This is a genomic window from Mycolicibacterium iranicum (genome assembly GCF_014190915.1).
In the GTDB taxonomy this organism is placed as follows: Bacteria; Actinomycetota; Actinomycetes; order Mycobacteriales; family Mycobacteriaceae; genus Mycobacterium; species Mycobacterium iranicum_B.
This window is the reverse complement of the sequence record NZ_JACHVU010000003.1, coordinates 100877-125061: the sequence shown is the minus strand read 5'-3', so window position 1 is coordinate 125061 and position 24185 is coordinate 100877. Positions and strand designations below refer to the sequence as shown.

At 69.2% G+C, this 24185-nt stretch carries 21 protein-coding genes; 6 read left to right on the top strand and 15 right to left on the bottom strand.

Translation table 11 applies throughout. The features are described 5' to 3' along the window. Positions 1–82: 82 nt before the first annotated feature. From FHR72_RS07765 to rimP, 3 genes are all read right to left on the bottom strand, one after another. Positions 83–382, bottom strand: coding sequence for a YlxR family protein (locus FHR72_RS07765; protein WP_221193272.1), 300 nt, complete (start codon positions 380–382; stop codon positions 83–85). Positions 383–476: 94 nt separating this feature from the next. Beyond that, the gene (gene nusA / locus FHR72_RS07760; RefSeq protein ID WP_183467369.1) at positions 477–1517 is read right to left on the bottom strand and encodes a transcription termination factor NusA; all 1041 of its coding nucleotides are present in this window, start codon (positions 1515–1517) and stop codon (positions 477–479) included. Then, positions 1514–2044 (bottom strand): ribosome maturation factor RimP, encoded by a 531-nt coding sequence (rimP, locus tag FHR72_RS07755; protein ID WP_183467368.1) that lies wholly within the window; start codon positions 2042–2044, stop codon positions 1514–1516. Before rimP ends, nusA begins: the two co-directional genes overlap by 4 nt. Before the next feature lie 168 nt (positions 2045–2212). On the opposite strand from rimP, the gene FHR72_RS07750 reads away from it, so the two are divergent. Both FHR72_RS07750 and FHR72_RS07745 read left to right on the top strand, forming a co-directional pair. Next, positions 2213–2734, top strand: coding sequence for a hypothetical protein (locus FHR72_RS07750; protein ID WP_183467367.1), 522 nt, complete (start codon positions 2213–2215; stop codon positions 2732–2734). A 23-nt stretch (positions 2735–2757) separates the two neighbouring features. Then, positions 2758–3207, top strand: coding sequence for a ferritin-like domain-containing protein (locus FHR72_RS07745; protein ID WP_260155947.1), 450 nt, complete (start codon positions 2758–2760; stop codon positions 3205–3207). Positions 3208–3211: 4 nt separating this feature from the next. Here FHR72_RS07745 and FHR72_RS07740 read toward each other — a convergent pair whose 3' ends face one another. The 9 genes from FHR72_RS07740 to mqo all read right to left on the bottom strand — a co-directional run bounded on the left by FHR72_RS07740 (position 3212) and on the right by mqo (position 15553). Next, positions 3212–4987 carry a proline--tRNA ligase gene (locus FHR72_RS07740; protein WP_183467365.1) on the bottom strand — a complete coding sequence of 592 codons (1776 nt, stop codon included), beginning with the start codon at positions 4985–4987 and terminating at the stop codon, positions 3212–3214. Between the two features lie 67 nt (positions 4988–5054). Further along, complete coding sequence (locus tag FHR72_RS07735; protein WP_396888411.1) at positions 5055–6545, bottom strand: MFS transporter; 1491 nt, start codon at positions 6543–6545, stop codon at positions 5055–5057. A gap of 36 nt (positions 6546–6581) precedes the next feature. Beyond that, positions 6582–8225, bottom strand: coding sequence for an MFS transporter (locus tag FHR72_RS07730; RefSeq protein WP_183467364.1), 1644 nt, complete (start codon positions 8223–8225; stop codon positions 6582–6584). Positions 8226–8258: 33 nt separating this feature from the next. After that, positions 8259–9467 (bottom strand): uroporphyrinogen-III C-methyltransferase, encoded by a 1209-nt coding sequence (cobA, locus tag FHR72_RS07725; protein WP_183467363.1) that lies wholly within the window; start codon positions 9465–9467, stop codon positions 8259–8261. After that, positions 9457–10854, bottom strand: coding sequence for a cobyrinic acid a,c-diamide synthase CobB (locus tag FHR72_RS07720; protein WP_183467362.1), 1398 nt, complete (start codon positions 10852–10854; stop codon positions 9457–9459). Before FHR72_RS07720 ends, cobA begins: the two co-directional genes overlap by 11 nt. Before the next feature lie 124 nt (positions 10855–10978). Next, positions 10979–11593, bottom strand: coding sequence for a cob(I)yrinic acid a,c-diamide adenosyltransferase (gene cobO / locus FHR72_RS07715; RefSeq protein WP_183467361.1), 615 nt, complete (start codon positions 11591–11593; stop codon positions 10979–10981). 12 nt (positions 11594–11605) lie between these two features. Then, positions 11606–13540 (bottom strand): magnesium chelatase subunit D family protein, encoded by a 1935-nt coding sequence (locus tag FHR72_RS07710; RefSeq protein ID WP_311736084.1) that lies wholly within the window; start codon positions 13538–13540, stop codon positions 11606–11608. Beyond that, complete coding sequence (locus tag FHR72_RS07705) at positions 13537–13983, bottom strand: GNAT family N-acetyltransferase (protein WP_183467360.1); 447 nt, start codon at positions 13981–13983, stop codon at positions 13537–13539. Before FHR72_RS07705 ends, FHR72_RS07710 begins: the two co-directional genes overlap by 4 nt. Positions 13984–13996: 13 nt before the next feature. Next, positions 13997–15553 carry a malate dehydrogenase (quinone) gene (gene mqo / locus FHR72_RS07700; protein ID WP_183467359.1) on the bottom strand — a complete coding sequence of 519 codons (1557 nt, stop codon included), beginning with the start codon at positions 15551–15553 and terminating at the stop codon, positions 13997–13999. A 138-nt stretch (positions 15554–15691) separates the two neighbouring features. Here mqo and FHR72_RS07695 point away from each other — a divergent pair, with 138 nt between their 5' ends. Together FHR72_RS07695 and mtr are read left to right on the top strand one after the other, a co-directional pair. Next, positions 15692–16717 (top strand): alpha/beta hydrolase, encoded by a 1026-nt coding sequence (locus FHR72_RS07695; RefSeq protein WP_183467358.1) that lies wholly within the window; start codon positions 15692–15694, stop codon positions 16715–16717. After that, positions 16710–18122 carry a mycothione reductase gene (gene mtr / locus FHR72_RS07690; RefSeq protein ID WP_183467357.1) on the top strand — a complete coding sequence of 471 codons (1413 nt, stop codon included), beginning with the start codon at positions 16710–16712 and terminating at the stop codon, positions 18120–18122. The genes FHR72_RS07695 and mtr overlap by 8 nt, the downstream gene beginning before the upstream one ends. A 3-nt stretch (positions 18123–18125) precedes the next feature. Here the strand turns inward: mtr and FHR72_RS07685 are convergent, their stop codons facing one another. Together FHR72_RS07685 and FHR72_RS07680 are read right to left on the bottom strand one after the other, a co-directional pair. Continuing rightward, entirely contained in the window at positions 18126–18656 is a 531-nt protein-coding gene (locus FHR72_RS07685) for a sigma-70 family RNA polymerase sigma factor (RefSeq protein ID WP_260155946.1), read from the bottom strand. Between the two features lie 202 nt (positions 18657–18858). Next, complete coding sequence (locus tag FHR72_RS07680) at positions 18859–19266, bottom strand: DoxX family protein (RefSeq protein ID WP_183467355.1); 408 nt, start codon at positions 19264–19266, stop codon at positions 18859–18861. 190 nt (positions 19267–19456) lie between these two features. Between FHR72_RS07680 and FHR72_RS07675 the strand changes: the two genes are divergently transcribed. After that, positions 19457–20224 (top strand): response regulator transcription factor, encoded by a 768-nt coding sequence (locus tag FHR72_RS07675; protein WP_183467354.1) that lies wholly within the window; start codon positions 19457–19459, stop codon positions 20222–20224. After that, on the top strand, positions 20221–21786 hold the full coding sequence (locus tag FHR72_RS07670; protein ID WP_183467353.1) for a sensor histidine kinase: 1566 nt from the start codon (positions 20221–20223) through the stop codon (positions 21784–21786). The genes FHR72_RS07675 and FHR72_RS07670 overlap by 4 nt, the downstream gene beginning before the upstream one ends. On the opposite strand, the gene FHR72_RS07665 is transcribed toward FHR72_RS07670, so the two are convergent. Then, positions 21704–24178 carry a GcvT family protein gene (locus FHR72_RS07665; RefSeq protein ID WP_183467352.1) on the bottom strand — a complete coding sequence of 825 codons (2475 nt, stop codon included), beginning with the start codon at positions 24176–24178 and terminating at the stop codon, positions 21704–21706. The genes FHR72_RS07670 and FHR72_RS07665 overlap by 83 nt on opposite strands. Positions 24179–24185: the final 7 nt, after the last annotated feature.

The following is a 24185-nucleotide window of genomic DNA, read 5'->3' as shown; positions in this document are numbered from 1 at the left end:
CTCGGGTTAGCTATGACGCATGGTCATCGGGACTTCACGGTGTGCTCATGTTCTTCGCTTACCTGTTCTCTTGCCCGGATGCCTAAGGCGTCTCCCGGGACGGGAAACGCTCTGACACCGCGGTGATGTCCGGTGAACCGGTGATCCGCAACGCTCGGCCGAACGCTCGCCGGCGAACGGCCGCGTGCAGACACCCTGGATCGGGATGCAGCCATGCACCCCGCCCCGGAAGCCTTCGCGCCTCGTCAACGGTGACGGCCCAAGAGCCGTTCCCCTTGTCGACAGCGACAACCCGAAGCAGTTCGACGGCCAGCTCTCGTCTCCGGCATCCGATGCAGGTCCGCACCGGTCCGCCCGATGGGGTGGGGGTGCTTTTTCGCATCCGAGCCGAGGTCTCGCGCTGGATCACAGCTGAGTCTACCGTCACGGCGGTCCCGGAAGGAAAACCGGTGCTGATTGGGATCCGCAGGGCCCGCTCAGCGCCCCCCGGCCGCGCCGCGGGAGTGGCCCTGCGCACTCTCCTCGCCCTCTTTGTGGTCGTCGCTGCGGATGTCGATCCGCCATCCGGTCAGCCGCGCGGCGAGCCGCGCGTTCTGGCCTTCCTTGCCGATCGCGAGGGACAGCTGGAAGTCCGGGACGATCACCCGGGCCGCACGGGCCGCCTCGTCGATGACGGTCACCGAGACCACCTTGGCCGGGGACAGCGCGTTGGCGACGAAGCGCGCCGGGTCCTCGTCGTAGTCGATGATGTCGATCTTCTCGCCGGACAGTTCGCTCATCACGTTGCGCACCCGCTGCCCCATCGGTCCGATGCAGGCGCCCTTGGCATTCAGGCCCGGGGCCCGCGACGTCACCGCGATCTTCGAGCGGTGCCCGGCCTCCCGAGCCACGGCGACGATCTCGACCGAGCCGTCGGCGATCTCGGGGACCTCCAGCGAGAACAGCTTGCGCACCAGGTTCGGGTGTGTGCGCGACAGCGTGATGACCGGCTCCCGCGCACCGCGGGCGACGCCCACGACGTAGCAGCGCAGACGGTCGCCGTGCTCGTAGCGTTCGCCGGGAACCTGTTCGGCGGACGGGATCACACCTTCGGATCCCTTGGTTTCGCTGCCCATCCGGACGACAACGAGTCCACGCGCGTTCGCGCGGGCGTCGCGCTGGATCACGCCCGCGACGATGTCACCCTCCCGCGCCGAGAACTCCCCGTAGTTCTTCTCGTTCTCGGCGTCGCGCAGCCGCTGGAGGATGACCTGACGGGCCGTCGTCGCCGCGATACGACCGAAACCCTCTGGGGTGTCGTCCCATTCGTGCAGCACGTTGCCGTCTTCATCGGTCTGCCTGGCCATCACCTTGACCACGCCGGTCTTGCGGTCGACGTCGATGCGCGCATCGGCCTCGTGACCCTCGGTGTGCCGATATGCCGTCAGCAGAGCCGATTTGATGGTGTCGACGACCACGTCGACGGTGATTCCCTTGTCGGCCTCGATCGCATGCAGGGCCGCCATGTCGATGTTCACGTTGAGGCATCCTCTCCGGAGACGCCGGCCAGTTCCAACTCTCGTGGACTTGGCGGCGAGAACTCCACTTGCACAACAGCTTTGACGATCGTATCGAGCGCGATGTCGCGTACCGTAAGGTTCTTCTTGGCTTCCCTGACCACGACGCCCACCGTGCCGTCACCGATCTGTCCGATGCGGCCGGTCAGCGTGGTCCCGTCGGCCAGCGTCAGTTGGGCCAGCCGGCCCCGGGCGCGGCGGAAGTGCTTCACGTCGGTCAGCGGCCGGTCCACCCCGGGGGAGGTCACCTCGAGGAGATAGGGCGGCGTGTCCAGCGCGTCGAGCAGTTCGGCGGCCAGCCGGGACAGCTCTGCGACCGCATCGAGGTCGAGCCCGCCGTCACGGTCGGCGACCACGGCGATGCGCGGCGGACGCGCGGCGGTGTCGACGACGACGTCCTCGATGTCGTATCCGGCACGCGCGAACTCCCCGTCGAGCAGTTCGATCACCTGTCGTTGCGACGGTAATCCCGTAGACCGCTCCGCCACGGCGAGCTCCTCGTCTTGAGTTGTCCGGACACGGTGCGCAAGAGGGCCTCCTGCAAATCCGACTCTCCACGATACGCCAGCGCAGCCTAGACAAATAACGAAAAATGCGCACCGCCGGCCGGCGGTGGGGACGCGGGCCCCGCTGCCCGCCGTGGGCCGGATGGCAGGATGTGGCACGTGCCGAGCCGTCCGCCGACCCTGAGCCGTCGGCGTGTGCTCGTCGGCGCGGTCGCACTGGCCGCCCTCGGCGCCACCGCGGTGGGCTGTGGAACCGAGCCCCCTCCCCCTGACCTGGACGACCTGACCACCGCGCTGGACCGGGCGCGCGCCGACAGCGATCTGGCCTCCGAGGTCGCCACGACCGCACGTGGGAAACTCGCCGACGCGCTGGCCGACATCGCGGCGCAGCGGGCAGCGCACGCCGAGGCGCTGGCCGAGGAGATCGTGCGGCTGACCGGCCACGCCGCACCGACGCCGAGCGTCACGACCACCCCGGCGACCGCGACGACCTCGCCGGCAGCGATGCCCGCACCGACCGCCGACGACGTGACCGGCGCCCTGCGGGCCTCGGCCGACAGCGCGACCCAGGCCGCCGGCTCCCTGTCCGGCTACCGGGCGGGGCTGCTCGCCTCGATCGCGGCGGCATGCACCGCTGCCTACACCGTCGTGCTGGCAGGATCCGCGTCGTGACGTCCCCGTCGCAGGATGCCGGGATGCCCAGCCGTCCCGAAAACCCGGCTGCCGGAGCGCTTTACGACGCGGTCGCCACCGAGCACGCCACCATCTACGGCTACGGGGTCGTCTCGGCGCACTCCGTACCCGACGTCAACTACCTGGTGTCGGAGGCGATGGCCGAGCATCGTGCGCGCCGGGAAGCCGCGATCGCGCTGATGGAAGACCAGGGCCTCGCCGCCCCGGTTCCCGAGCCCGGCTATCAGATGCCGTCGGAGGTCGACACCCCCGCCGATGCGACCAACCTGGCGGTGCGCATGGAAGAGGACGCCGCCGTGGCGTGGCGCGCGGTGGTCGAGCAGGCCACCGATCAGGGGGTACGGGCTTTCGGCGTGACGGCGCTGACCGAGTGCGCCGTCACCGCCGCCCGGTGGCGTGCCGTGCGCGGCGACACGAAGGTCACCGTGGCGTTCCCCGGCGGCGCCGAGTAGCGGGTCAGCGCGGCTGACCGGTGATCGCCGCGCGGATCTGCTCGACCGCACCGTCGACGGCGATCTCCTGCTTGTCACCGCTGAAACGGTTCCGCAGTTCGACCACACCGTCGCCCCACCCGCGTCCGACGACCACGATCCACGGCACGCCGAGCAGCTCGGCGTCCTTGAATTTCACCCCCGGCGATGCGGTGCGGTCGTCGAGCAGCACGTCGATGCCGAGGCGGTCCAGGTCGCCGGCGAGTTCGGTGGCGCCTGTGCGCGCGTCGGCGTCCTTGTTGGCGATCACGACGTGGACATCGAACGGCGAGACGCTCGAGGGCCAGCGCAGACCCAGTTCGTCGTGGTGCTGTTCGGCGATCACGGCGACGAGCCGCGACACCCCGATGCCGTAGGAGCCCATGGTGAGGCGGACCGGCCGGCCGTCCTCCCCGAGCACGTCGGCGTTGAACGCGTCGGCGTACTTGCGGCCCAGCTGGAAGACGTGGCCGATCTCGATGCCGCGCGCGGCCACCAGGGTTCCGGCGCCGTCCGGGGACGGGTCGCCCTCGCGCACCTCGGCCGCCTCGATCGTGCCGTCCGGGGTGAAGTCACGTCCGGCCACGAGGTCGACGACGTGGTCGCCCTTCGAGTCCGCACCGGTGATCCACGCCGTGCCGTCCACCACGCGCGGGTCCACGAGGTAGCGAACTCCGTTGGCCAGCAGTCCTTTCGGGCCGATGTATCCCTTCACCAGGAACGGGTACTTCGCGAAGTCGGCATCGTCGAGCATCGCGTACTCGGCCGGTTCCAGCGCGGCGCCCAGGCGTTTGTCGTCGACATCGCGGTCTCCGGGCACCCCCACGGCCAGCAGCTCCCACTCGCCGCCGGGCTCGCGCACCTTCAGCAGCACGTTCTTGAGGGTGTCGGCGGCGGTGACGGTGCGGCCGCCGAAGCTGGGAAGGTCGGCGCCGTTGGCCCAGTCGACCAACGTGGCGATGGTGGGGGTGTCCCCGGTCTGGTGGACGGTTGCGCTGGGCAGCTCCGCGATCTGCTCCGCCGGGATGGTGTCGGGCACCGCGGTGATCACGGCCTCGACGTTGGCGGCGTAGCCCGACTCGGGGCACCGCACATAGGTGTCCTCACCGACCTCGCTCTCGGCGAGGAACTCCTCGGAGGCACTGCCGCCCATCGCCCCGGACACCGCCGAGACGATCACGTAGCGCACCGCCAGCTGCTCGAAGATGCGCTGATAGGCCTCGCGATGGCGGTGGTAGGCGTTCTTGAGACCGTCGTCGTCGATGTCGAACGAATACGAGTCCTTCATGATGAACTCGCGCCCGCGCAGGATGCCGGCGCGCGGACGCGCCTCGTCGCGGTACTTGGTCTGGATCTGGTACACCGTCAGCGGGAAGTCCTTGTAGGAGGAGTACTCCCCCTTGACCGTCAGCGTGAAGAATTCTTCGTGCGTCGGCCCCAGCATGTAGTCGTTGCCGCGGCGATCCTTCAGCCGGAACACGCCGTCGCCGTACTCGGTCCACCGGTTGGACGTCTCGTAGGGCCCGCGGGGCAGCAGCGCCGGGAACAGGATCTCCTGCCCGCCGATGGCGTTCATCTCGTCGCGCACGACCTTCTCGATCTTGCGCAGCACCTTCAGGCCCAGCGGCAGCCAGCTGTACAGACCGGGGCCGACGGGGCGGACGTAGCCCGCCCGGATGAGCAGCTTGTGGCTCGGCACTTCGGCGTCGGCCGGGTCGTCGCGCAGCGTGCGCAGGAACAGCTCGGACATGCGGGTGATCACAGCCGACCACCTTACTGATGGGGCGATCGCCCGAGTCGCCGCGCACCAGTGCCGGGGCGTGCGCGGCTCAGAGCTCGCCCGCCTCCACTGCCTCGCGGTTGTGCTGGGCGACCGCGATCTGGCGGGCGGTGAAGCGGATGAACAGCGCTGCGGCGCCGACGAACACCGAGACTCCCGCCACCCACAGCAGCGAATAGGTGTAGCCGGCGTCGAGTGCGTCGAGCTGCGCCGGCGTCATGTCGGCCACGGGACCGGTCGTGCCGCCCAGATACAGCGTGCGCGAGGTCTGCACCGCCTGGATCGCCACCAGGACCACGGGCCCGCCCAGGTTCTGGACCATCAGCGTGATGGAGGAGACCGGTCCGATCTCGGTGGGCCCCACGTCGGCGACCGCGCACAGCGGCAGGATCACCGAGATCACCCCGATGCCGAACCCGCCGACCACCAGGGGGGCGAGCAGGTCCGGGAAGTACGGCACCCCGCGGTCGAGCGTGGAGCCGTAGAGCATCGCGCACGGGACGAGCAGCCCGGCTCCCAGGATGATCCAGCGGGGAGCGATGTGCGGGGCCAGCCGCGCCGCGACGACGGTGCCCACCCCCAGCGCGAGCGCGAACGGGATGAAGCAGACACCGGCCAGCAGCGCCGAGTAGCCCATCGCGTCCTGCACATAGAGCCCGATCATCACCGTCGCGCTCAGCATCACGCCGCCGGCGAGGAACAGCGACAGGAACGTGGCCACCCGGTTGCGGTTGTCGAACACCGACAGCGGCACGATCGGATGGTCGGCGGAGCGCTCGACGGCGAAGAACCCGGCGAAGAACAGCACCGTGGCCACGCCCGCCGCGAGGACGAACACATCACCCCAGCCGCGGGCGGGACCCTGGGTGAAGACCAGCACCGCCGAGGCGCAGCCCAGGGTGGCCAGCAGCGCACCGGTCACGTCGAGCTTCAGCCGTTCATGGTGGGTCTCCGCCAGCCGGTACACCGCGATGGCGATGATGACGATGCCGATCGGCACGTTGATCAGGAATGCCAGGCGCCACGACACGACCGTCAACGCGCCGCCCAGCACGAGCCCCAGCACCGAGCCGGTGGCCTGCATGGCCGCCGACACCGCCAGGGCACGGTTGCGGGCGTGACCGACCGCATAGGTCGTGGCGATCAGCGCCAACCCGGTGGGGGCGGCGACGGCCGCACCGACGCCCTGGACGGCGCGGGCCGCGATGAGGGTGATCTCTTCGGTGGCCAGACCGCACACCAGGGAGGCGAGGGTGAACACGCCGACGCCGGACAGGAAGGCCCGCTTGTGGCCGATGGCGTCGCCGATGCGACCGCCCAGCAGCAGCAGGCCGCCGAACGCCAGGACGTAGGCGGTGATGACCCAGCTCTTGCCCGCATCGGAGAGGTCCAGTTCGGCCTGCATCCGGGGCAGCGCGACGATGACGATGGTGCCGTCGAGCGTCGACATGAGCTGCATGCCGGTGATCGCGACGATCGCGATGCCCAGCACCGAGGACGACAGTGGCGCCGAGTCGTGTGCAGAGGACCCCGAAGCCACGCTGAGCCACCCTACCGAGCGGCGAGCGCAGACGAGCTAGAGCTCGCCGGCGTCGATCGCGTCCTTGACTTCCTGGGCGTGGGCGACCTGCTGGGCCGTGTAGCCGATGAACAGCGCCGCACCGCCGACGATGACGGCGACGGCGGCCACCCACAGCAGACCGTAGGAGTAGCCCTGGTCGAGGGCGTGCAGCTGGGCGGCGTTCATGTCGTTGACCGGGCCGGTGGTGCCACCGAGGTAGAGCGTGCGCGACGTGATGACGGCCTGGATGATCGCCAGGACCACGGGCCCGCCCAGGTTCTGCAGCATCAGCGCGATGGCCGACACGGGGCCGATCTGGTCGAAGCCGACGCCGGCGATCGCCGACACGGTCAGCGGCACCACGATCATGCCGATGCCGAAGCCACCGATGGTGATGGGCAGCACGAGGTTCGGGAAGTACGGGATGTTCGCGTCGAGCGTGGAGCCGTAGATCATGGCTGCCAGCACCAGGACGCCGCCACCGATCACCAGGACGCGGGGCGGGAACTTCGACACCAGCGCCGAGGACAGCCCGAGGCCGATGCCGAGCGCGATGACGAACGGGATGAAGCCGATGCCGGCGCGCAGCGCGCTGTAGCCCAGGATGTCCTGGACATAGAGCCCGATGGTCACGGTCAGCGTGAACATGACACCGCCGGCGAGGAAGATCGCCGCGAAAGTGGCCACGCGGTTGCGGTCGTAGAAGAGCTCGAACGGCACGACCGGGTTCTCCGCGCTGCGTTCGACCCACAGGAAGGCGATGAACGCGGCGATCGCGGCCGCACCGGAGCCGAGCGTGATCGGCGAGACCCAGCCGGCCTCGGGCCCGATCGAGAAGGCGAACACCGCGGCCGTGCAGCCCAGGGTCGCCAGGATGGCGCCGGTGGCGTCGAGCTTCAGCCGTTCGCGATGGGTCTCGCGCAGGGTCCTGCGGGCGAGGTGGATCATCAGCAGGCCGATGGGGACGTTGATCAGGAACGCCCAGCGCCACGAGACCTCGGTCAGCGCGCCGCCCAGGATCAGGCCCATGACCGACCCGATGCCGGTCATGGCCGCGAAGATCGCGGTGGCGGCGTTCCGGGCGGGGCCCTTCGGGAATGTGGTCGCGATCAGCGCGAGAGCCGTCGGCGAGGCGATCGCCGCGCCGACACCCTGCAGCAAGCGGGCGATGACCAGCGTGGCCTCGTTCCAGGCCAGGCCGCACAGCACCGAGGCGATCGTGAACAGCGCGACGCCGACGATGAAGGTGCGCTTGCGTCCGATCACGTCGCCGAGCCGCCCGCCGAGCAGCATCAGCCCACCGAACGTCAGGACGTAGGCGGTGATGACCCAGCTGCGGCCGGCATCGGAGAGGCTGAGCTCGTCCTGGATCTTCGGCAGCGCCACGATCGCGACGGTGCTGTCCATCGTGGCGAGCAGCTGCATGCCGCCGATGGCGACCACCGCGGCGATGAACCGCCGCGAGGGCATCCAGGAAGGGGTCCTGCTGGGTCGCGCCGCGTCGCCTCCGGGGGCTTTCGGACGGCCGCCGGCCGTCTCACCCGATCCCGGGATACGTGCAGGCAGGGCTTTGCTCGAAGCTCGGTCCGAGCCTCGTTTTCCTCTGTCTTCAGCATCACGGTGGATGGCGGCACGCTCCGCATCATTGAGAGCCGTCATAACGGGTTACTTTACAGTAATCTTAAGATTCCTTTAAGCGCCGAAGCCTGCCACCGCCCCGATCACGACGATCGCCGGGGGCCGAATACCGTCCGAACGGATGCGTTCCGGGGCGTCGGCGAGGGTGGCCCGCAAAGTCCTCTGCGCCGACGTCGTCCCATGCTGGACCACCAACACCGGAGTATCCGCAGGTCGACCGCCTTCGAGAAGCACCTTGACGAAGAGCTCGATCCGCTCGACAGCCATCAGCAAAACAATCGTCCCGCTCATTGCGGCGAGCGCATCCCAATTGACTAACGATTCGGGATGGTCAGGCGCGAGATGGCCGCTGACCACCACGAACTCGTGCGTGAGACCGCGGTGGGTGACCGGAACACCGGCCAGCGCAGGAACCGCTATGGCACTGGTCACACCGGGCACCACCGTCACCGGAATGCCGGCATCGGCGCACGCGATGATCTCCTCGTAGCCCCGGGCGAAGACGAACGGATCGCCGCCCTTGAGCCGCACGACGAACTTGCCCGCCTTGGCGCGGTCGATGAGGACGTCGTTGATCGCGTCCTGCGCCATCGCCCGGCCGTACGGGATCTTGGCGGCGTCGATCACCTCGACATCGGGGGACATCTCGGCCAGGAGTTCCTGCGGCGCCAGCCGATCGGCGACGACGACGTCGGCGTGCGCCAGCAGGCGCCGTCCCCGCACGGTCACCAGCTCCGGGTCGCCCGGTCCGCCCCCGACCAGTGCGACGCCACCTTTGACCACACCGGGTGCCTCGCCGCTGTCGTCGGTGATGACGCCCTGCTGCAGCGCCTCCCGGATCGCGGTGCGGATGCCCGCGGACCGGCGGTGCTCGCCGCCGGCCAGCACTCCGACCGACAGTCCCTCGTAGTCGAAGGTGGCCGGCGTGACCGCGGTGCCCTCGATCGCGATGTCGGCACGCACACAGAAGACGTGCCGGCTCTCGGCCTCGGCGACGATCGCGGCGTTCACGTCCGGGTCGTCGGTGGCCGCGATCACATACCAGGCGCCTTCGAGATCTCCCTCACGAAACGGGCGCAGCGACAACGTGATTCCGTCGATCGCCTCGACGACAGGGGTGGCTGCCTTGGTGATGACGTGGACGTCCGCGCCGGTGGTCACCAGAAGCGGAAGCCGCCGCTGCGCCACGGTGCCCCCGCCGACCACGACGACCTTCTTCCCGGCGAGGCGCAGTCCCACCAGATAGGCGTTGTCAGAAGTCACCTTGCTCCTCGCGTGCGGACCACCCGGCGAGCTTAAAGGGTGATGCCGCAGCGACGAAGCGGGCGATGGCCCCGGGATGCGCAGCGGGATGGGTGTGCAGATACCCGGCGTGCACCCCGGCCGACACCGCGCCGTCCTCGACCACGTGCCCTCCCCGGCCGGCGTATCGCCACGCGGGCTGCCGATCGGGCGCGTAATGCACGGTGGTGCGGTGGAATTCGTGGCCGGTGATGCGGTCGCCGACGGCGTGCAGCGACGACTCCGATACCGCGACCGCATCGCGGTACCCGAGGGTCAGCGACGGTGTGAACGACGCCGACCCGGCGACGACGCCGCACATCGGGTGTCCGTCGAGGTCGTCGACCAGATAGGTCAGCCCCGCACATTCGGCGTGGATCGGCGCACCACCGGCCGCCAGCGCCCTGATCTGTCCCCGCACCTCGTCGTTGCCGGAGAGCTCTGTGCCGAACTCCTCGGGGAATCCGCCCGGCAGCACCAGCGCGGCGGTGCCGACCGGCAACGGGTCGCACAGCGGGTCGAAGTCGACCACGTCGGCGCCCGCGGCGGTGAGCAGCTCCCGGTGTTCGGCATAGCCGAACGAGAAGGCCTTCCCCGCCGCCAGGGCCACGGTCACCGGTGTCGGCGACGCCGGGAACTGCGCCGGCGTCCACGGTAGGTCCGTGACACGGCTCGACGCGACGGCGGTGACCGAGGCGAGGTCGACGTGACGGGCCACGAGGTCGGTCATGGCCTCCACCGCCGCGGTGGCGCGGCGGCCGTGCTCGACGGCTGTGACCAGTCCGAGGTGGCGGGACGGCACCGCGAGTTCCTCGGTGCGCGGGATCGAACCGAGGACCTCGACGCCGGCGTGTTCGCAGGCCTGCCGCAGCACCGCGTCGTGGCGTTCGGACCCCACCCGGTTCAAGACGACGCCGGCGAGCCGGACGGAGCGGTCGAAGGTGGCGAAGCCGTGCAGCAGGGCGGCGATGCTGTGGCTCTGCCCCCGGGCGTCGACCACCAGCACGACGGGGGCGCCGAGCAGGGCCGCGACGTGCGCGGTGGATCCGCGCGCGGGCCCGATGGCCGAACCGTCGATGCGACCGTCGAACAGGCCCATCACCCCTTCGACGACCGCGATGTCGGCGTCGTCGCTGCCGTGCCGGTACAGCGGGCCGATCAACGGTTCGCCGACGAGCACCGGGTCGAGGTTGCGACCCGGCCGGCCCGAGGCGAGCGCGTGGTACCCGGGGTCGATGAAGTCAGGGCCGACCTTGAACGGCGCCACCCGATGGCCGGCTCGCCGCAGAGCCCCGATCAGGCCCGTGGCGACCGTCGTCTTGCCGCTGCCCGAGGCCGGGGCCGCAATCACCACCGCGGGCGTACTCACCCCGACACCGCCGGCCCCACCGACACCGCCCGCCCCCTGCACCGCGAGCGCGCGTGTCTGCACGCCGACGCGCCGCGGCAGCCGGCATTTCGCGCGCGCTCGCGCGCATCGAGCACGCCGATAGTCACCACTCGATGCCCTTCTGGCCTTTTCGGCCGGCGTCCATCGGATGCTTGACCTTGGTCATCTCGGTGACGAGGTCGGCCGCGTCGAGCAGCGCCGGCGGTGCATCGCGGCCGGTGATCACCACATGCTGGGTGCCGGGGCGCGACGCCAGCACGCCGACCACCTCGTCGACGTCGACCCATCCCCATTTCAGCGGATAGGTGAACTCGTCGAGCACATAGAAGTCGTGGCGCTCCTCGGCGAGCCGGCGGGAGATCTCCGCCCAGCCGTCGGCCGCCGCGGCGGCATGGTCGACCTCGGAACCGGACTTGCGCGTCCACGACCAGCCCGACCCCATCTTGTGCCATTCGACGGGTCCGCCCACGCCGCGCTCCTCGTGGGCACGGCCCAGCTCGGTGAGCGCGGTCTCCTCCCCGACCTTCCATTTCGCACTCTTGACGAACTGGAACACCGCGATGTCGAAACCCTGGTTCCAGGCGCGCAGCGCCATGCCGAACGCGGCGGTCGACTTGCCCTTACCGGGTCCGGTGTGGACCGCGAGCAGCGGGGCGTTGCGTCGCGCCCGCGTCGTCAGTCCGTCGTCGGGAACCGTCAGCGGTTGGCCCTGTGGCATTGCCTCACCCTTCTACGCTGCGCGCGTCTTCACCAGCGCTGTCAGGTTGTCCGCCCGCAGCTCGTCCAGGCGTACCGCCGGCGCTCCGAGCTGGCGCGCCAGCTCCTGCGCCAGATCCAGCCGGATGTACGAGGTCTCGCAGTCCACGACGACCGCCGCCGCTCCCTCGGCCACCAACAGGCCGGCGGCGTGACGCGCCCGGTCCAGGGGCGCCGGCCCGCCTGTGGCACGGCCGTCGGTCAGCACGACGACGAGGCTGCGGCGGGCGCGGTCCCTCGCGCGTTCCCGGACCACCATGTCCCGTGCGGCCAGAAGCCCTTGCGCCAGCGGGGTTTTGCCGCCGGTGTCGAAGCGGGCCAGCCGACGGCTGGCGATGTACACCGACCCGGTCGGCGGCAGCAGCACCTGCGCATCCTGGTGACGGAAGGTGATCACTGCGACCTTGTCCCGGCGTTGGTAGGCGTCGCGCAACAGCGAGAGCGTCGCGCCGCTGACCGCCGACATCCGGTCGCGGGCCGCCATCGACCCGGACGCATCCACGACGAAGATCACCAGGTTGCCCTCGCGGCCCTCGCGGACGGCGCGGCGCACGTCGTCGGGTCCCGGCCGCACCGCCCCGGGGGCGGACTGCCGGCCCGCTGCGGTGAGCAGCGTGGCGAAGACGTGCATACCGTGACCGGTGCCGGGTTCCGACGTCGCCGACACCACGGTGCCGGTGCGGTTGCGTGCGCGCGACCGCCGCCCCGGTGCGCCCTCGCCGACCCCGGGGACGACGAGTGCCCGGGCCTTGAACGTCGCCGACGGCGACCCACTCTGACGGGTGGGCGCCCCGGACGGCGGCTGCGACGAACGTTGTTCGCTCGCCTGGCCTTCGGTGGACTCCGACATTCCACCGCCGGGCGGGTCGGGATCCGGTTCCGGTTCGGGATCCGGTTCGGCCGACGACTCGTCGGCGGCATCGCCGGCCTGCTGCATCGCCTCGTCGAGCCGGTCTGGATCCAGGCCGGGGTCGTCGAACGGGTCGCGCCGGCGACGATGGGGCAGCGCCAGTTCGGCCGCCACCCGGATGTCGCCCTCGTCGACGGTGATAGCGCCCGCCGCCCCGGTCTCGGACCCGCGCCAGGCCGCGTGGGCCACCGCGGTGCGGGCGACCACGAGGTCGGCGCGCATACCGTCGACGTCGAACGCCGCACACAGCGCGGCGATCCGTCGTAATTCGTTGTCCGGCAACACCACATCGACCAGAAGGGCGCGGGCCCGCGCGATGCGGGCGGCCAGCTCGGCGTCCGCGTCGGCGTATCTCCCGGCGAACGCCGCGGGGTCGGCCTCATAGGCCAGTCGGGCCCGGATCACGTCGGCGCGCACATCGACGTCACGAGAGGCGGCCACGTCCACGGTGAGCCCGAAACGGTCGAGCAGCTGCGGACGCAGTTCGCCCTCTTCAGGATTCATCGTGCCGATGAGCACGAAGCGCGCCTCGTGGGTGTGCGAGACACCGTCGCGTTCGATGTGCACCCGCCCCATCGCCGCCGCGTCGAGCAGCACGTCGACGAGGTGGTCGTGCAGCAGGTTGACCTCGTCGACGTAGAGCACGCCGCGGTGGGCCCGCGCCAGCAGGCCGGGCGAGAACGCGTGCTCGCCGTCGCGGAGCACCTTCTGCAGGTCCAGGGACCCGACGACACGGTCCTCGGTCGCTCCGATCGGCAGCTCGACCAGTTGCCCCCCGCCGCCGGATGCCGCGAAGGCAGCCGTCAGCACGTGCGCCAGTCCGCGCACCGCCGTGGACTTGGCGGTGCCCTTCTCGCCGCGGATCAGCACTCCCCCGATGTCGGGGCGCACCGCGCACAGCACCAGCGCCAGGCGCAGCCGGTCGTGCCCGATGACCGCGCTGAAGGGATAGATCGGCGGGGAGTCGGCCGCCGGTGCCCCGGAGGCCAGGGCCGTCACGGCTTGACCATCGGGACGTGCGGGATGCCGTCGTCGAGGAATTCGTCGCCGTCCCGGACGAAGCCGTGCCTGCCGTACATCTCCTCCAGGTAAGTCTGGGCGTTGATGTGGCACGGGTAGTCGCCGACCTCGGCGAGCGCGGCCTGCAGCAGCCGTGCCGTGTGGCCGTGCCCGCGATCGCGGCGCTTGGTGCACACGCGCCCGATGCGGAACGCCTTCTGCCCGGCCGGGTGTTCCTCCATCAACCTCAAAGTCGAGATGACTTCTCCCTCAGGGTTTTCCAGCCAGAAATGCCGGGTCTCGGCCAGCAGGTCGCGGCCGTCGAGTTCGGGATAGGGGGTGGCCTGTTCGACGACGAACACTTCCACGCGCAGCTTGAGCAGCTCGTAGAGTGTCGCGGCGTCGAGATCCTTGGCCCAGCTGCGGCGCAACGCCACTGTCATTCGGCAGCCCCGGTCACACCGTCGCCGCTGTCGGGGAGTGCTCCGTGCCCGCGGTGTTCTGTCCGTCCGCGGAGGCCGGGACGACGCTGGCCGGCTTGTCGAGTTTGAGCACCTCGGTGCCGCGGGCCCACACCTCCTCGAACAGCTTGGGCTCGTCGGACAGCTGGGTGCCGAGCGACGGCACCATTTCCTTGAGCTTGGGCTCCCAGCTCGGGTACCGGTCGGCGAAGCAGCGCTTCATCACGTCGAACATCGCCGGGACGGCCGTCGAGGCGCCCGGAGACGCCCCGAGCAGGCCGGCGATGCTGCCGTCGGCCGCGGCAAGCACGGTGGTGCCGAACTCCAGCACACCGCCCTTGCCCTTGGCCTTGCGGATCACCTGCACACGCTGCCCGGCGATGTCGAGTTCCCAATCGGAATCCCGTGCGCTGGGCGCGAAGTCGCGCAGATTCTCCACCCGTGCCGATTCGCTGAGCAGGAGCTGGCCGATCAGGTACTTCAACAGCCCCATCTCGGTGAGCCCCACGCCGAGCATGGAGACGAGGTTGTTCGGCCGGACAGAGAACGGCAGGTCGGTGACCTTGCCCTGCTTGAGGAACTTCGGCGACCATCCCGCGAACGGTCCGAACAGCAGCCACGACTTGTCGTTGATCACGCGGGTGTCGAGGTGCGGCACCGACATCGGCGGCGCACCCAGCGGCGGCAGACCGTACACCTTGGCCTGGTGCCTGGCCGTCAGGTCGGAGTTCCCGGTGCGCAGCCACTGGCCGCCGACGGGGAAACCGCCGAAGCCCTTGGCCTCCTTGATGCCCGCCTTCTGCAGCAGGGGCAGCGCGCCGCCACCGGCGCCGACGAAGACGAACTTGGCGTGGAAGTTCCGCTTGAGCCCGGTGCGCCGGTTGACGACCTTCACCGCCCACGAGCCGTCCGAGTTCTGGCTGAGGTTGCGCACCTCGTGCCCGAAGAGCGTGGACATGCCCTGCTTGGCGCCGAAACCGATCAGCTGTCGCGACAGCGACCCGAAGTCCACGTCGGTGCCGTCCTGGGTCCAGTTCAGGCCCACGGGCTCGGAGAAGTCCCGCTTCTCGGCCATGAGCGGCAGCCGGCGGGCGAACTCGTCGCTGTCGTCGATGAACTCCATGGTGGCGAAGAGCGGATTGGTGACCAACGCGTTGTAGCGCTTCTTGAGGTACTGCACGTTGTCGGCGCCCGAGACGAAACTCACGTGCGGGATCGGGTTGAGGAAGCTGCGCACGTCGGGGATGACGCCGTTCTCGACGGCGTAGGTCCAGAACTGGCGGGACACCTGGAACTGCTCGTTGACGCTCACCGCCTTGGCGATGTCGATCGAGCCGTCCGGACGGGCCGGCGTGTAGTTCAGCTCGCACAGCGCGGAGTGCCCTGTGCCCGCGTTGTTCCACGGGTCACTGCTCTCGGCGGCGGCACCGTCGAGGCGCTCGACCAACGTCATGGACCAGCTGGGCTCCAACAGCCGCAGCAACGCACTCAGAGTCGCGCTCATGATGCCGGCCCCGACCAGCAGGACGTCGGTCTTCTCTGCTTCTGACACCTTTTCGTCGGTCCTTCGTGGTCGCTGCCCGTTGCACACGGCTTACCGGTGTTCAGGTTATCCCGCCTGCCCGGGCGGTAACCCTCCGACCACTGCCCAGACAGTCCGTCACGCCGTCGCGCCACTAGGGTGGCTGTCGTGTCTGGATGGGAGCCCGACGTGCTGCCCGGATACTGGCAGTGCACCTTCGCCCTGGGCCCCGATCCCGATGGTGAGGGTGAGCTGGAGGCGACGCTCGTCCGGCGCGGTGAACCCGACCCGTCCGCCCGCCACGCGGTGCTGATGGTGCACGGCTTCACCGACTACTTCTTCAACACCGAACTCGCCGACCACTTCGCGGCCCGCGGCTTCGCCTTCTACGCCCTGGACCTGCACAAATGCGGCCGATCTCATCGCGAGGGCCAGACGCCACACTTCACCACCGACCTCGCGCGTTACGACGCCGAACTCGAGCGCGCCCTGGCGGCGATCGCCGCGGTGTCGGGCCCGCGCGTGCTGGTCTACGGCCATTCGGCGGGCGGGCTGGTGGTGTCGCTGTGGCTGGATAGATTGCGTGCCCGCGGCGCCACCGCAGACCGCGGGGTCGCCGGGCTGGTGTTGAACGCGCCGTGGCTGGATCTGCAGGGCCCTGCGATCTTGCGCACACCTGCCGTGTCCGCCGCGATCTCGGCGATGAGCCGGCTCCGGAAACACCGCGTCGTGCGTCACCCGGTTCCCGACGGCGGTTACGGCACGACGCTGCACAGCGACTTCTTCGGCGACTTCGACTACAACCTGGACTGGAAGCCGATCGGCGGCTTCCCGGTCACCTTCGGGTGGCTGCATGCGATCCGGCGCGGGCACGCGAGGCTGCACCGCGGCCTGGACGTGGGCGTCCCCAACCTGATCCTGCGCTCGGATCACAGCGTGCGCGAGGTCGCCGACCCCGATCTGATCCAGCGTGGCGACGCGGTCCTCGACGTGGCGCAGATCGCGCGCTGGGCGGGCTGCATCGGGAACCGGACGACGGTCGTGCCGATCACCGACGCCAAACACGACGTCTTCCTGTCCCTGCCGGAGCCGCGCCGGCAGGCCTACGATGAGCTGGACCGTTGGCTGGACTGGTACCTGGTCGACACCCGCGGCGCCGCAACACCATCCGACGGGAGCACAGGCCATGGCTGACTTCGACATCGCCATCATCGGCACGGGTTCGGGCAACTCGATCCTGGACGAGCGCTACGTCGACAAGCGCGTCGCGATCTGTGAGAAGGGCGATTTCGGCGGCACCTGCCTGAACGTGGGCTGCATCCCGACGAAGATGTTCGTCTATGCGGCCGGGGTGGCCGAGCAGATAAGGGAGTCCAGCCGCTTCGGTGTGGACGGTCACATCGACGGCGTGCGGTGGCCGGACATCGTCTCGCGGGTGTTCGGCCGCATCGACCCGCTCTCCAGTGGCGGCGAACAGTATCGGCGGTCCTCACCGAACGTCGAGGTCTTCGCGAGTCACACGAGATTCGCCGGGCCCGACACCGGGGACGGGTACCGCCTGCGCACCGAAGACGGCCACGAGTTCACCGCCGATCAGGTCGTGATCGCGGCCGGGGCGCGGGCGACCGTGCCGCCGGCGATCGCCGACTGCGGGGTGAAGTACCACACCAGCGACACCATCATGCGGATCTCCGATCTGCCGGAGCACCTCGTGATCGTCGGCGGTGGTTTCGTGGCCGCCGAGTTCGCGCACGTGTTCTCCTCGCTCGGTTCACGGGTCACCATCGTGCTGCGTGGCACCACCATGCTGACCCACTGCGACGACACGGTGTGCGAACGCTTCACCGACATCGCGGGCAAGAAGTGGGAGATCCGCAGCCGGCGCAACATCGTGTCGGGCACATCCGACGAGTCGGGTGTGACGCTGCATCTCGACGACGGCTCGTCGTTGCGCGGGGACACCCTGCTCGTCGCCACCGGCCGCGTGCCCAACGGCGATCAGCTCGATGCCCACCTGGCGGGGGTCCAGGTCGAGAAGGGTCTCGTCGTCGTCGACGAATTCCAGCGCACCACAGCGCGAAACGTGTTCGCGCTCGGCGACGTCAGCTCGCCGTTCCAGCTCAAACACGTCGCCAACCACGAGGGCCGAGTGGTCAAACACAATCTGCTGCAGGGTTGGGACGACACCGACAACCTGATGCCCGCCAATCACCGCAACGTCCCGTCGGCGGTGTTCACCGAACCCCAGATCGCCTCGGTGGGGCTGACCGAGAACGAAGCGAGGGCGGCCGGCTACCGAATCCGTTCCAAGGTGCAGGATTACGGCGACGTCGCCTACGGCTGGGCGATGGAGGACTCGACCGGGTTCGCGAAGCTGATCGTCGACGACGACACCGGGCTTCTGCTGGGAGCGCACATCATGGGGCACCAGGCCTCCTCGGTCATCCAGCCGCTCATCCAGGCGATGGCGTTCGACCTGCCCGCCCAGGACATGGCCCGCGGCCAGTACTGGATCCACCCGGCGCTTCCGGAGGTCGTCGAGAACGCACTGCTGGCGCTGTGCGGCGAGCCGCCCTGGCCGCCGTCGAAGCGGCATTAGGCATCAGGCGGCGCTGGCCGTGCGCACATATCCACGGTCGGTGGCCACGTCGAGCAACAGGCGACGCAGCGCCTGCCTCCCGCGGTGCAGACGTGACATCACGGTGCCTTCGGAGATCACGAGAATGTGCGCGATCTCCCTGTAGCGCAGGCCTTCCACGTCGGCGTAGTAGACGACCAGCCGCTGCTCCTCGCTGAGGGCGGACAGTGCGTGCCGGATGTCGTCGTCGCCGAGGGATTCGAGGGCGTCGAGTTCGGCGGAGGGCAGTCCTGTCGAGGAGTGCCCGGCGTGTGCCGTCAGCTGCGCGTCGGTGAAGTCCTCGGCCAGGACTTCCCGCGGTCGGCTCTGTGCGCGCCGGTGCGACTTCATCCACGTGTTGGTCAGGATCCGCAGCAGCCAGGCCCGGATGTTGGTGCCGTCCTCGTAGCGGTGAAACGCTGTGTACGCCTTCAGCATCGTCTCCTGCACCAGGTCCTCGGCGTCGGCCGCGTTGCCCGTGTACCGGCGCGCCGCGCGGTACAGGGTGTCCAGCATCGGCAACGCGTCACGTTCGAAGCGTCGCTCGGTCGAGTCGTGTTCTGTCCCGGTCACTTTCGAGATCCTTCCGTCGGCGTTCCTGGCCCGTGTTCTCCAATCTAGGGGCGTGAGGCGCCTCGACCGGATCTGCATAGAAAACCCAAATCATGTGCAATCGGTGTGAAACCTGTTCCGCGACAGCCTTTGTGCGTGGCGGTCATCAGCGCCGCGACACTGCGAAGCCACCGGGACCGGTCACGACGAGGAACAGAAAGACGAAGCAGTACAGCACGGCCGTCTCGCCGCCGTTGGCCATCGGCCAGAAGCCGTCCGGGAAATGCCGCCAGAAGTACGCGACCGCCATCATCCCGCTCGCGACGAACGCCGCGGTTCGTGTCCACAACCCGATCGCGATCAGCCCGCCGAGTACGAGCTCCAGGGCACCTGCCCACCACATCGGCCAGGCCCCCAGGGCGGCGGGCGAACCCTGCGGCCAGCCGAAGATCTTCACGGTGCCGTGCATCACGAACAGCAGCGCGACGAGGATGCGGAACGTTCCGAGTGCCCACGCGTGATACGAGGTCGCGCGGGTTTCGGCAAAGGCGTCGGGGGATGTTCCAAGAGACATGGCGGTGCCGCCTTCCTTTCAGAGTCGTTGCGGTGAAACGGATTCAGAACCCGTTTCGACCCGAGAATTCTCGTCGGCGCAACGGCGGGGGCGACGACTTTCATGCGGAACTCACATGCGGGGCACCGTCGCCTATGAGATCTCTATGAGTGTCGTGACGAGTACCGGCCGCACGCGCGAGAATGGCTTGATGACCTCCGCACCGGCCGAGGACCAGGGACCCCGCCGCGCCATCCTGGGCAAGCTGCCCCGGATGTACCGTGCCGACGGGTCACCGATCCGGGTGCTGCTCGTCGACGACGAACGGGCCCTGACCAACCTCGTGCGGATGGCCCTCACCTACGAGGGTTGGGAGATCGACGTCGCGCACGACGCCGCCGACGCGGTCGCGAAGTACCGGTCGGCCACCCCCGACCTCTTGGTCCTCGACATCATGCTGCCCGACACCGACGGGCTGGGCGTGCTGAGGCAGATGCGCGAAACGGGGACCTATACCCCCACGCTGTTCCTGACGGCACGGGATTCGGTCGCCGACCGGGTGACGGGCTTGACCGCGGGCGGCGATGATTACATGACCAAACCGTTCTCTCTCGAAGAACTCGTCGCGCGGCTGCGTGGTCTCCTACGCCGTTCGGCCTACCTGACCCCGGCAGACGACGAGTCGCTGGTGGTCGGCGATCTCGCGCTGGACGCCGCCAGCCGGGAGGTGACGCGCGCCGGTGAACCGGTCTCGCTGACATCCACCGAGTTCGAGTTGCTGCGACTGCTGATGCGCAATCAGCGGAAGGCCATGGACCGCTCCGACATCCTGCGCCAAGTCTGGAACTACGATTTCGGTGGCCGCTCCAGCATCGTGGACCTGTACGTGTCGTACCTGCGCAAGAAGATCGACGCGGGGCGCACTCCGATGATCCACACGGTCCGTGGGATCGGCTACATGCTGCGGCCAGCAGAATGAGACGCGCGTGGCAGAGCTGGACTCTGTTGCGGCAGTTGGTCATCGGCGTGTCTGTGGTGGTGATGATCGCCTTGGTGACCGTCGGCGCCATGTCGGTGGTGAGCCTGCGCGCCTCGGTGCTGGGCATCATTGACTCGCAGCTGGCCGGCGCCGCGGACGGCGGCATCAACTCCATCGTGAAGTACCGGAGTACCCCCGGGATCGACGGTCAGCTGCCGCCGGCCGGCGGGATGAAGCCGCTGACCCGCCTGATCGGCCAGGCTCCGGGCAACGTCGTGGCGTTGATACAGAACGGTCGCGTGGTCGATTCGGCGTACTTCGGCGACGGGGATGCCCAACAGGCACCCGGCGAGGCGGTCGCCACCATCGCCGGGCTCTCGTGGACTGACCCGCAACCTCGCAGCATCGAGTTGCCGGGCCTTGGCTGGTACCGCATGGTGGGCAGGCCCGGCGACGGCGACGAGGTGCTGGTCACCGGGGTGTCGCGGACTCCGGCCTGGAACGCGATGGTCCGCGAGACCGCGATCGTGTCCGCGATGACGGCGCTGGCGCTGGTGTTGACCGCCCTGAGCACGGTGGGGATCGTGCGCTATGCGCTGCGACCGCTGCGACGTGTCGCGGCGACGGCGGCGGAGGTCGCGGCCCTTCCGCTCGACCGGGACAACCACACCATCGCACCGCGCGTCCCCGCCCGCGACACCGACCCGCGCACTGAGGTCGGTCTTGTCGGCGACACCCTCAACCGTCTGCTCGACCACGTCGAGTGTGCGCTCGGCGATGTCGCCGCGTCGGACCGGAGGATGCGCCAGTTCATTACCGACGCCAGCCACGAGCTGCGCACCCCGCTCGCCGCGATCCACGGCTACGCGGAGCTGACGCGGCAGGACAGCGCGGTCCTCCCGGAGACGACCGAATACTCCTTGGCCCGCATCGAAGCCGAGGCCGGCCGGATGAACTCGCTGGTCGCCGATCTGCTGCTGCTGGCCCGGCTCGACGAGGGCCAAGATCTCCGGGCGACCGACATCGACCTGACGGACCTGGTTGTCCACGCCGTCAACGACGCCGCGGTGTCGGCACCGACGCACCGGTGGCGCACCGACATTCCCGACCGTTCGGTATGGGTTCGGGGTGACCGGGCGCAGCTGCACCAGACGCTGGCCAACCTGCTGTCCAACGCCCGCGTCCACACCCCTGCGGGCACGGCCGTGACGACGTCCCTGTCCACGGGGCACACCGGCGAGGGCAGCGCCTATGTCGAGATGACCGTCGCCGACGACGGACCCGGAATTGACGACCGTCTGCTGCCGCACCTCTTCGAGCGGTTCGTCCGGGCCGACAGGGCACGTTCGCGCGGGACCGGGAGCTTCGGGCTCGGCCTGGCCATCGTGGCGTCGATCGTCGAAGCCCATGGCGGCACAATCTCAGCGCAGTCTTCGCCCGGGACAACGAGTTTCACCGTTCGGCTGCCTGCGGCACCGGTCAGCTCCGCACCCGCTGCGACTGCGGGTCGTACAGCGGTCGCAGCGACACCGTCACCGGGTACAGACGCCCCCCGACGTTGATCTGGTAGCTGCCGCGGCGAACCCAGTCGGCGTCGATCACCGAGCCGTCTGCCGATCGCAGGTACGCCAGCCCGACGGCCGCCCCGATCGATTGGCCCCACGCCGCGGACGTGGCCTGGCCGGCCACCGCGCCGTCGCGCAGGATCAGTTCCCCACCCCAGAGCATCGGCTCCGGCGAATCGACACGGAAGCCCACCAGCTTCTTGCGGACTCCGTCGGCGCGCGCCTTCTCCAGCGCCTCGCGGCCGAGGAACGGAATGTCGGTTGCGAGCTTGCAGGCGAACAGCAGACCCGCTTCGGCCGGGTTCTCGCTCGGGGTCAGCTCGCGGCCGAACGCCCGGTATCCCTTCTCCAGCCGCAGGGATTCGATCGCCGCGTAACCGCCTCGGGCGATGTCGTACGTCTCCCCCGCCGCGATCAGGTCCTCGTACACGCCGACTGCGAACTCGGTGGGGACGTAGAGTTCCCAGCCCAGTTCGCCGACATAGGTGATGCGGGTCGCACGCACGGTCGCGTAGCCCAGCGAGATCACCCGGCTCGTACCGAACGGGAACCCTTCGTTCGACAGGTCGGCGTCGGTCAGCGTCGACAGCAATTCCCGAGACCGCGGACCCATCACGCCGAACACGGCGTAGGACGAGGTGACGTCGACGAGGTGGGCATGCGCGCCGGCGGGCAGGTGGCGGCGCAGGTGGTCCTTGTCGCGCTCCGTGGTGGCCGCGCTGCTGACGATGAGGTACTCGTCGAGCCCCGTCCGGGTGACCGTCACGTCCGACTCGTAGGTGCCGCGGGAGTTGAGCATCCCGGTGTAGACCGACCGGCCGACCTCCACCCCGACGTCGGCGGTGCACAGCCACTGCAGCGCTGCTTCCGAATCACGGCCCACGAGCAGGTATTTGGAGAACGAAGTCTGGTCGAACACCGTGACGCCGGTGCGGGTGCTGGCCTGTTCGGCGGCCGACCACCTCAGCCAGTTCGGGGTGTCCCAGGTGTAGTCGATGACGGGCTCGCAGCCGGCCGGCGCGAAGAAATTCGCACGTTCCCAGCCCATCCGGCTGCCGAAGTTGGCCCCGGCGGCGGCCAGGAGATGGTGCACCGGGGAGCGGCGGAAGGGCCGGGCGGTCGTCATTTCCCGGTTCGGCCAAGGGATCTCGTAGTGGATGCCGAGGACCTCGGCGACCCGGTCGTGCAGCCAGCGGTTGTTGCCGTTGAACGGCGCGAAGCGCCGGATGTCCACACCGGTGAGATCGGTGGACGGTTGCCCCTCGGCGATCCACTCCGCCAATGCCCGTCCCGCACCGCCGGCGGTGGCGATGCCGACCGAGTTGAATCCGGCACCGACGTAGAAGTTCCGGCATTCGGGCGCTTCCCCGAGTACGAACTGGTTGTCGGGGGTGAAACTCTCGGGCCCGTTGTAGAACTTCTTGATGCCGGTCCTCTCCAACGCGGGAATGCGCAGCAGCGCATTGTTCATCAGGATCTCGAAGTGGTCCCAGTCCTCGTCGAGGAGCTGGAATTCGAACGGATACGGGATCTTGTCCGGCGACACCCACGGTTTGGCCTCGGGCTCGAACCCACCGATGACGAGGCCGCCGACCTCTTCCTTGAAATAGGTGTAGCCGTCGGGGTCGCGCAGGATGGGCAGGTCGGGATGGACTCCGTCGATCCGTTCGCTGACGACGTAGAAGTGTTCGGCCGAGTGCAAGGGGACGATCACCCCGGCCGTGGCGCCGACCTGCTTGGCCCACTGTCCCGCGCAGTTGACGACGATCTCGGCCTCGATGTCGCCGGCGTCGGTCCGCACCCCCGTCACGGCCCCGTCAGCCGTGAGGATGTCGAGGACACGGGTCTTCTCCAGAATGCGGCACCCGCGGCTCCGGGCCCCCTTGGCGAGCGCGAAGGTCAGATCGGTGGGGTTGGCCTTTCCGTCGGCGGGCAGCCAGATCGCGCCGACGAGGTCGTCGACCCGCATCACCGGATAGTGCTGGAGCGCCTCGTCGGGGGTCAGAAGTTCGCACTGCAGGTCGAAAGCCGCGGCGTTGGCGGCGGTGCGGCGCAGCTGGACCATCCGGTCCTCGGTACGGGCGACGGTGACCCCGCCGCACTGCTTGTAGCCGGCCGACAGGCCGGTCTCGTTCTCCAATTCGGCATACAGCGCCGTGGAGTACTGGACCAGGCGCGTCATCCCCTCCGAGGCCCGCAGCTGACCGACGAGACCCGCTGCGTGCCAAGTGGTTCCACTGGAAAGCTGCCCCTGTTCGAGGAGCACGACGTCGGTGATGCCCAACTTCGTAAGGTGATAGGCGACGCTGGTGCCGATCACGCCGCCGCCGACGATCACGACGCGGGCGCGGGTGGGGAGGGGTTTGCCGGGGGTGTTCTCGCGGGTCATCTCAACC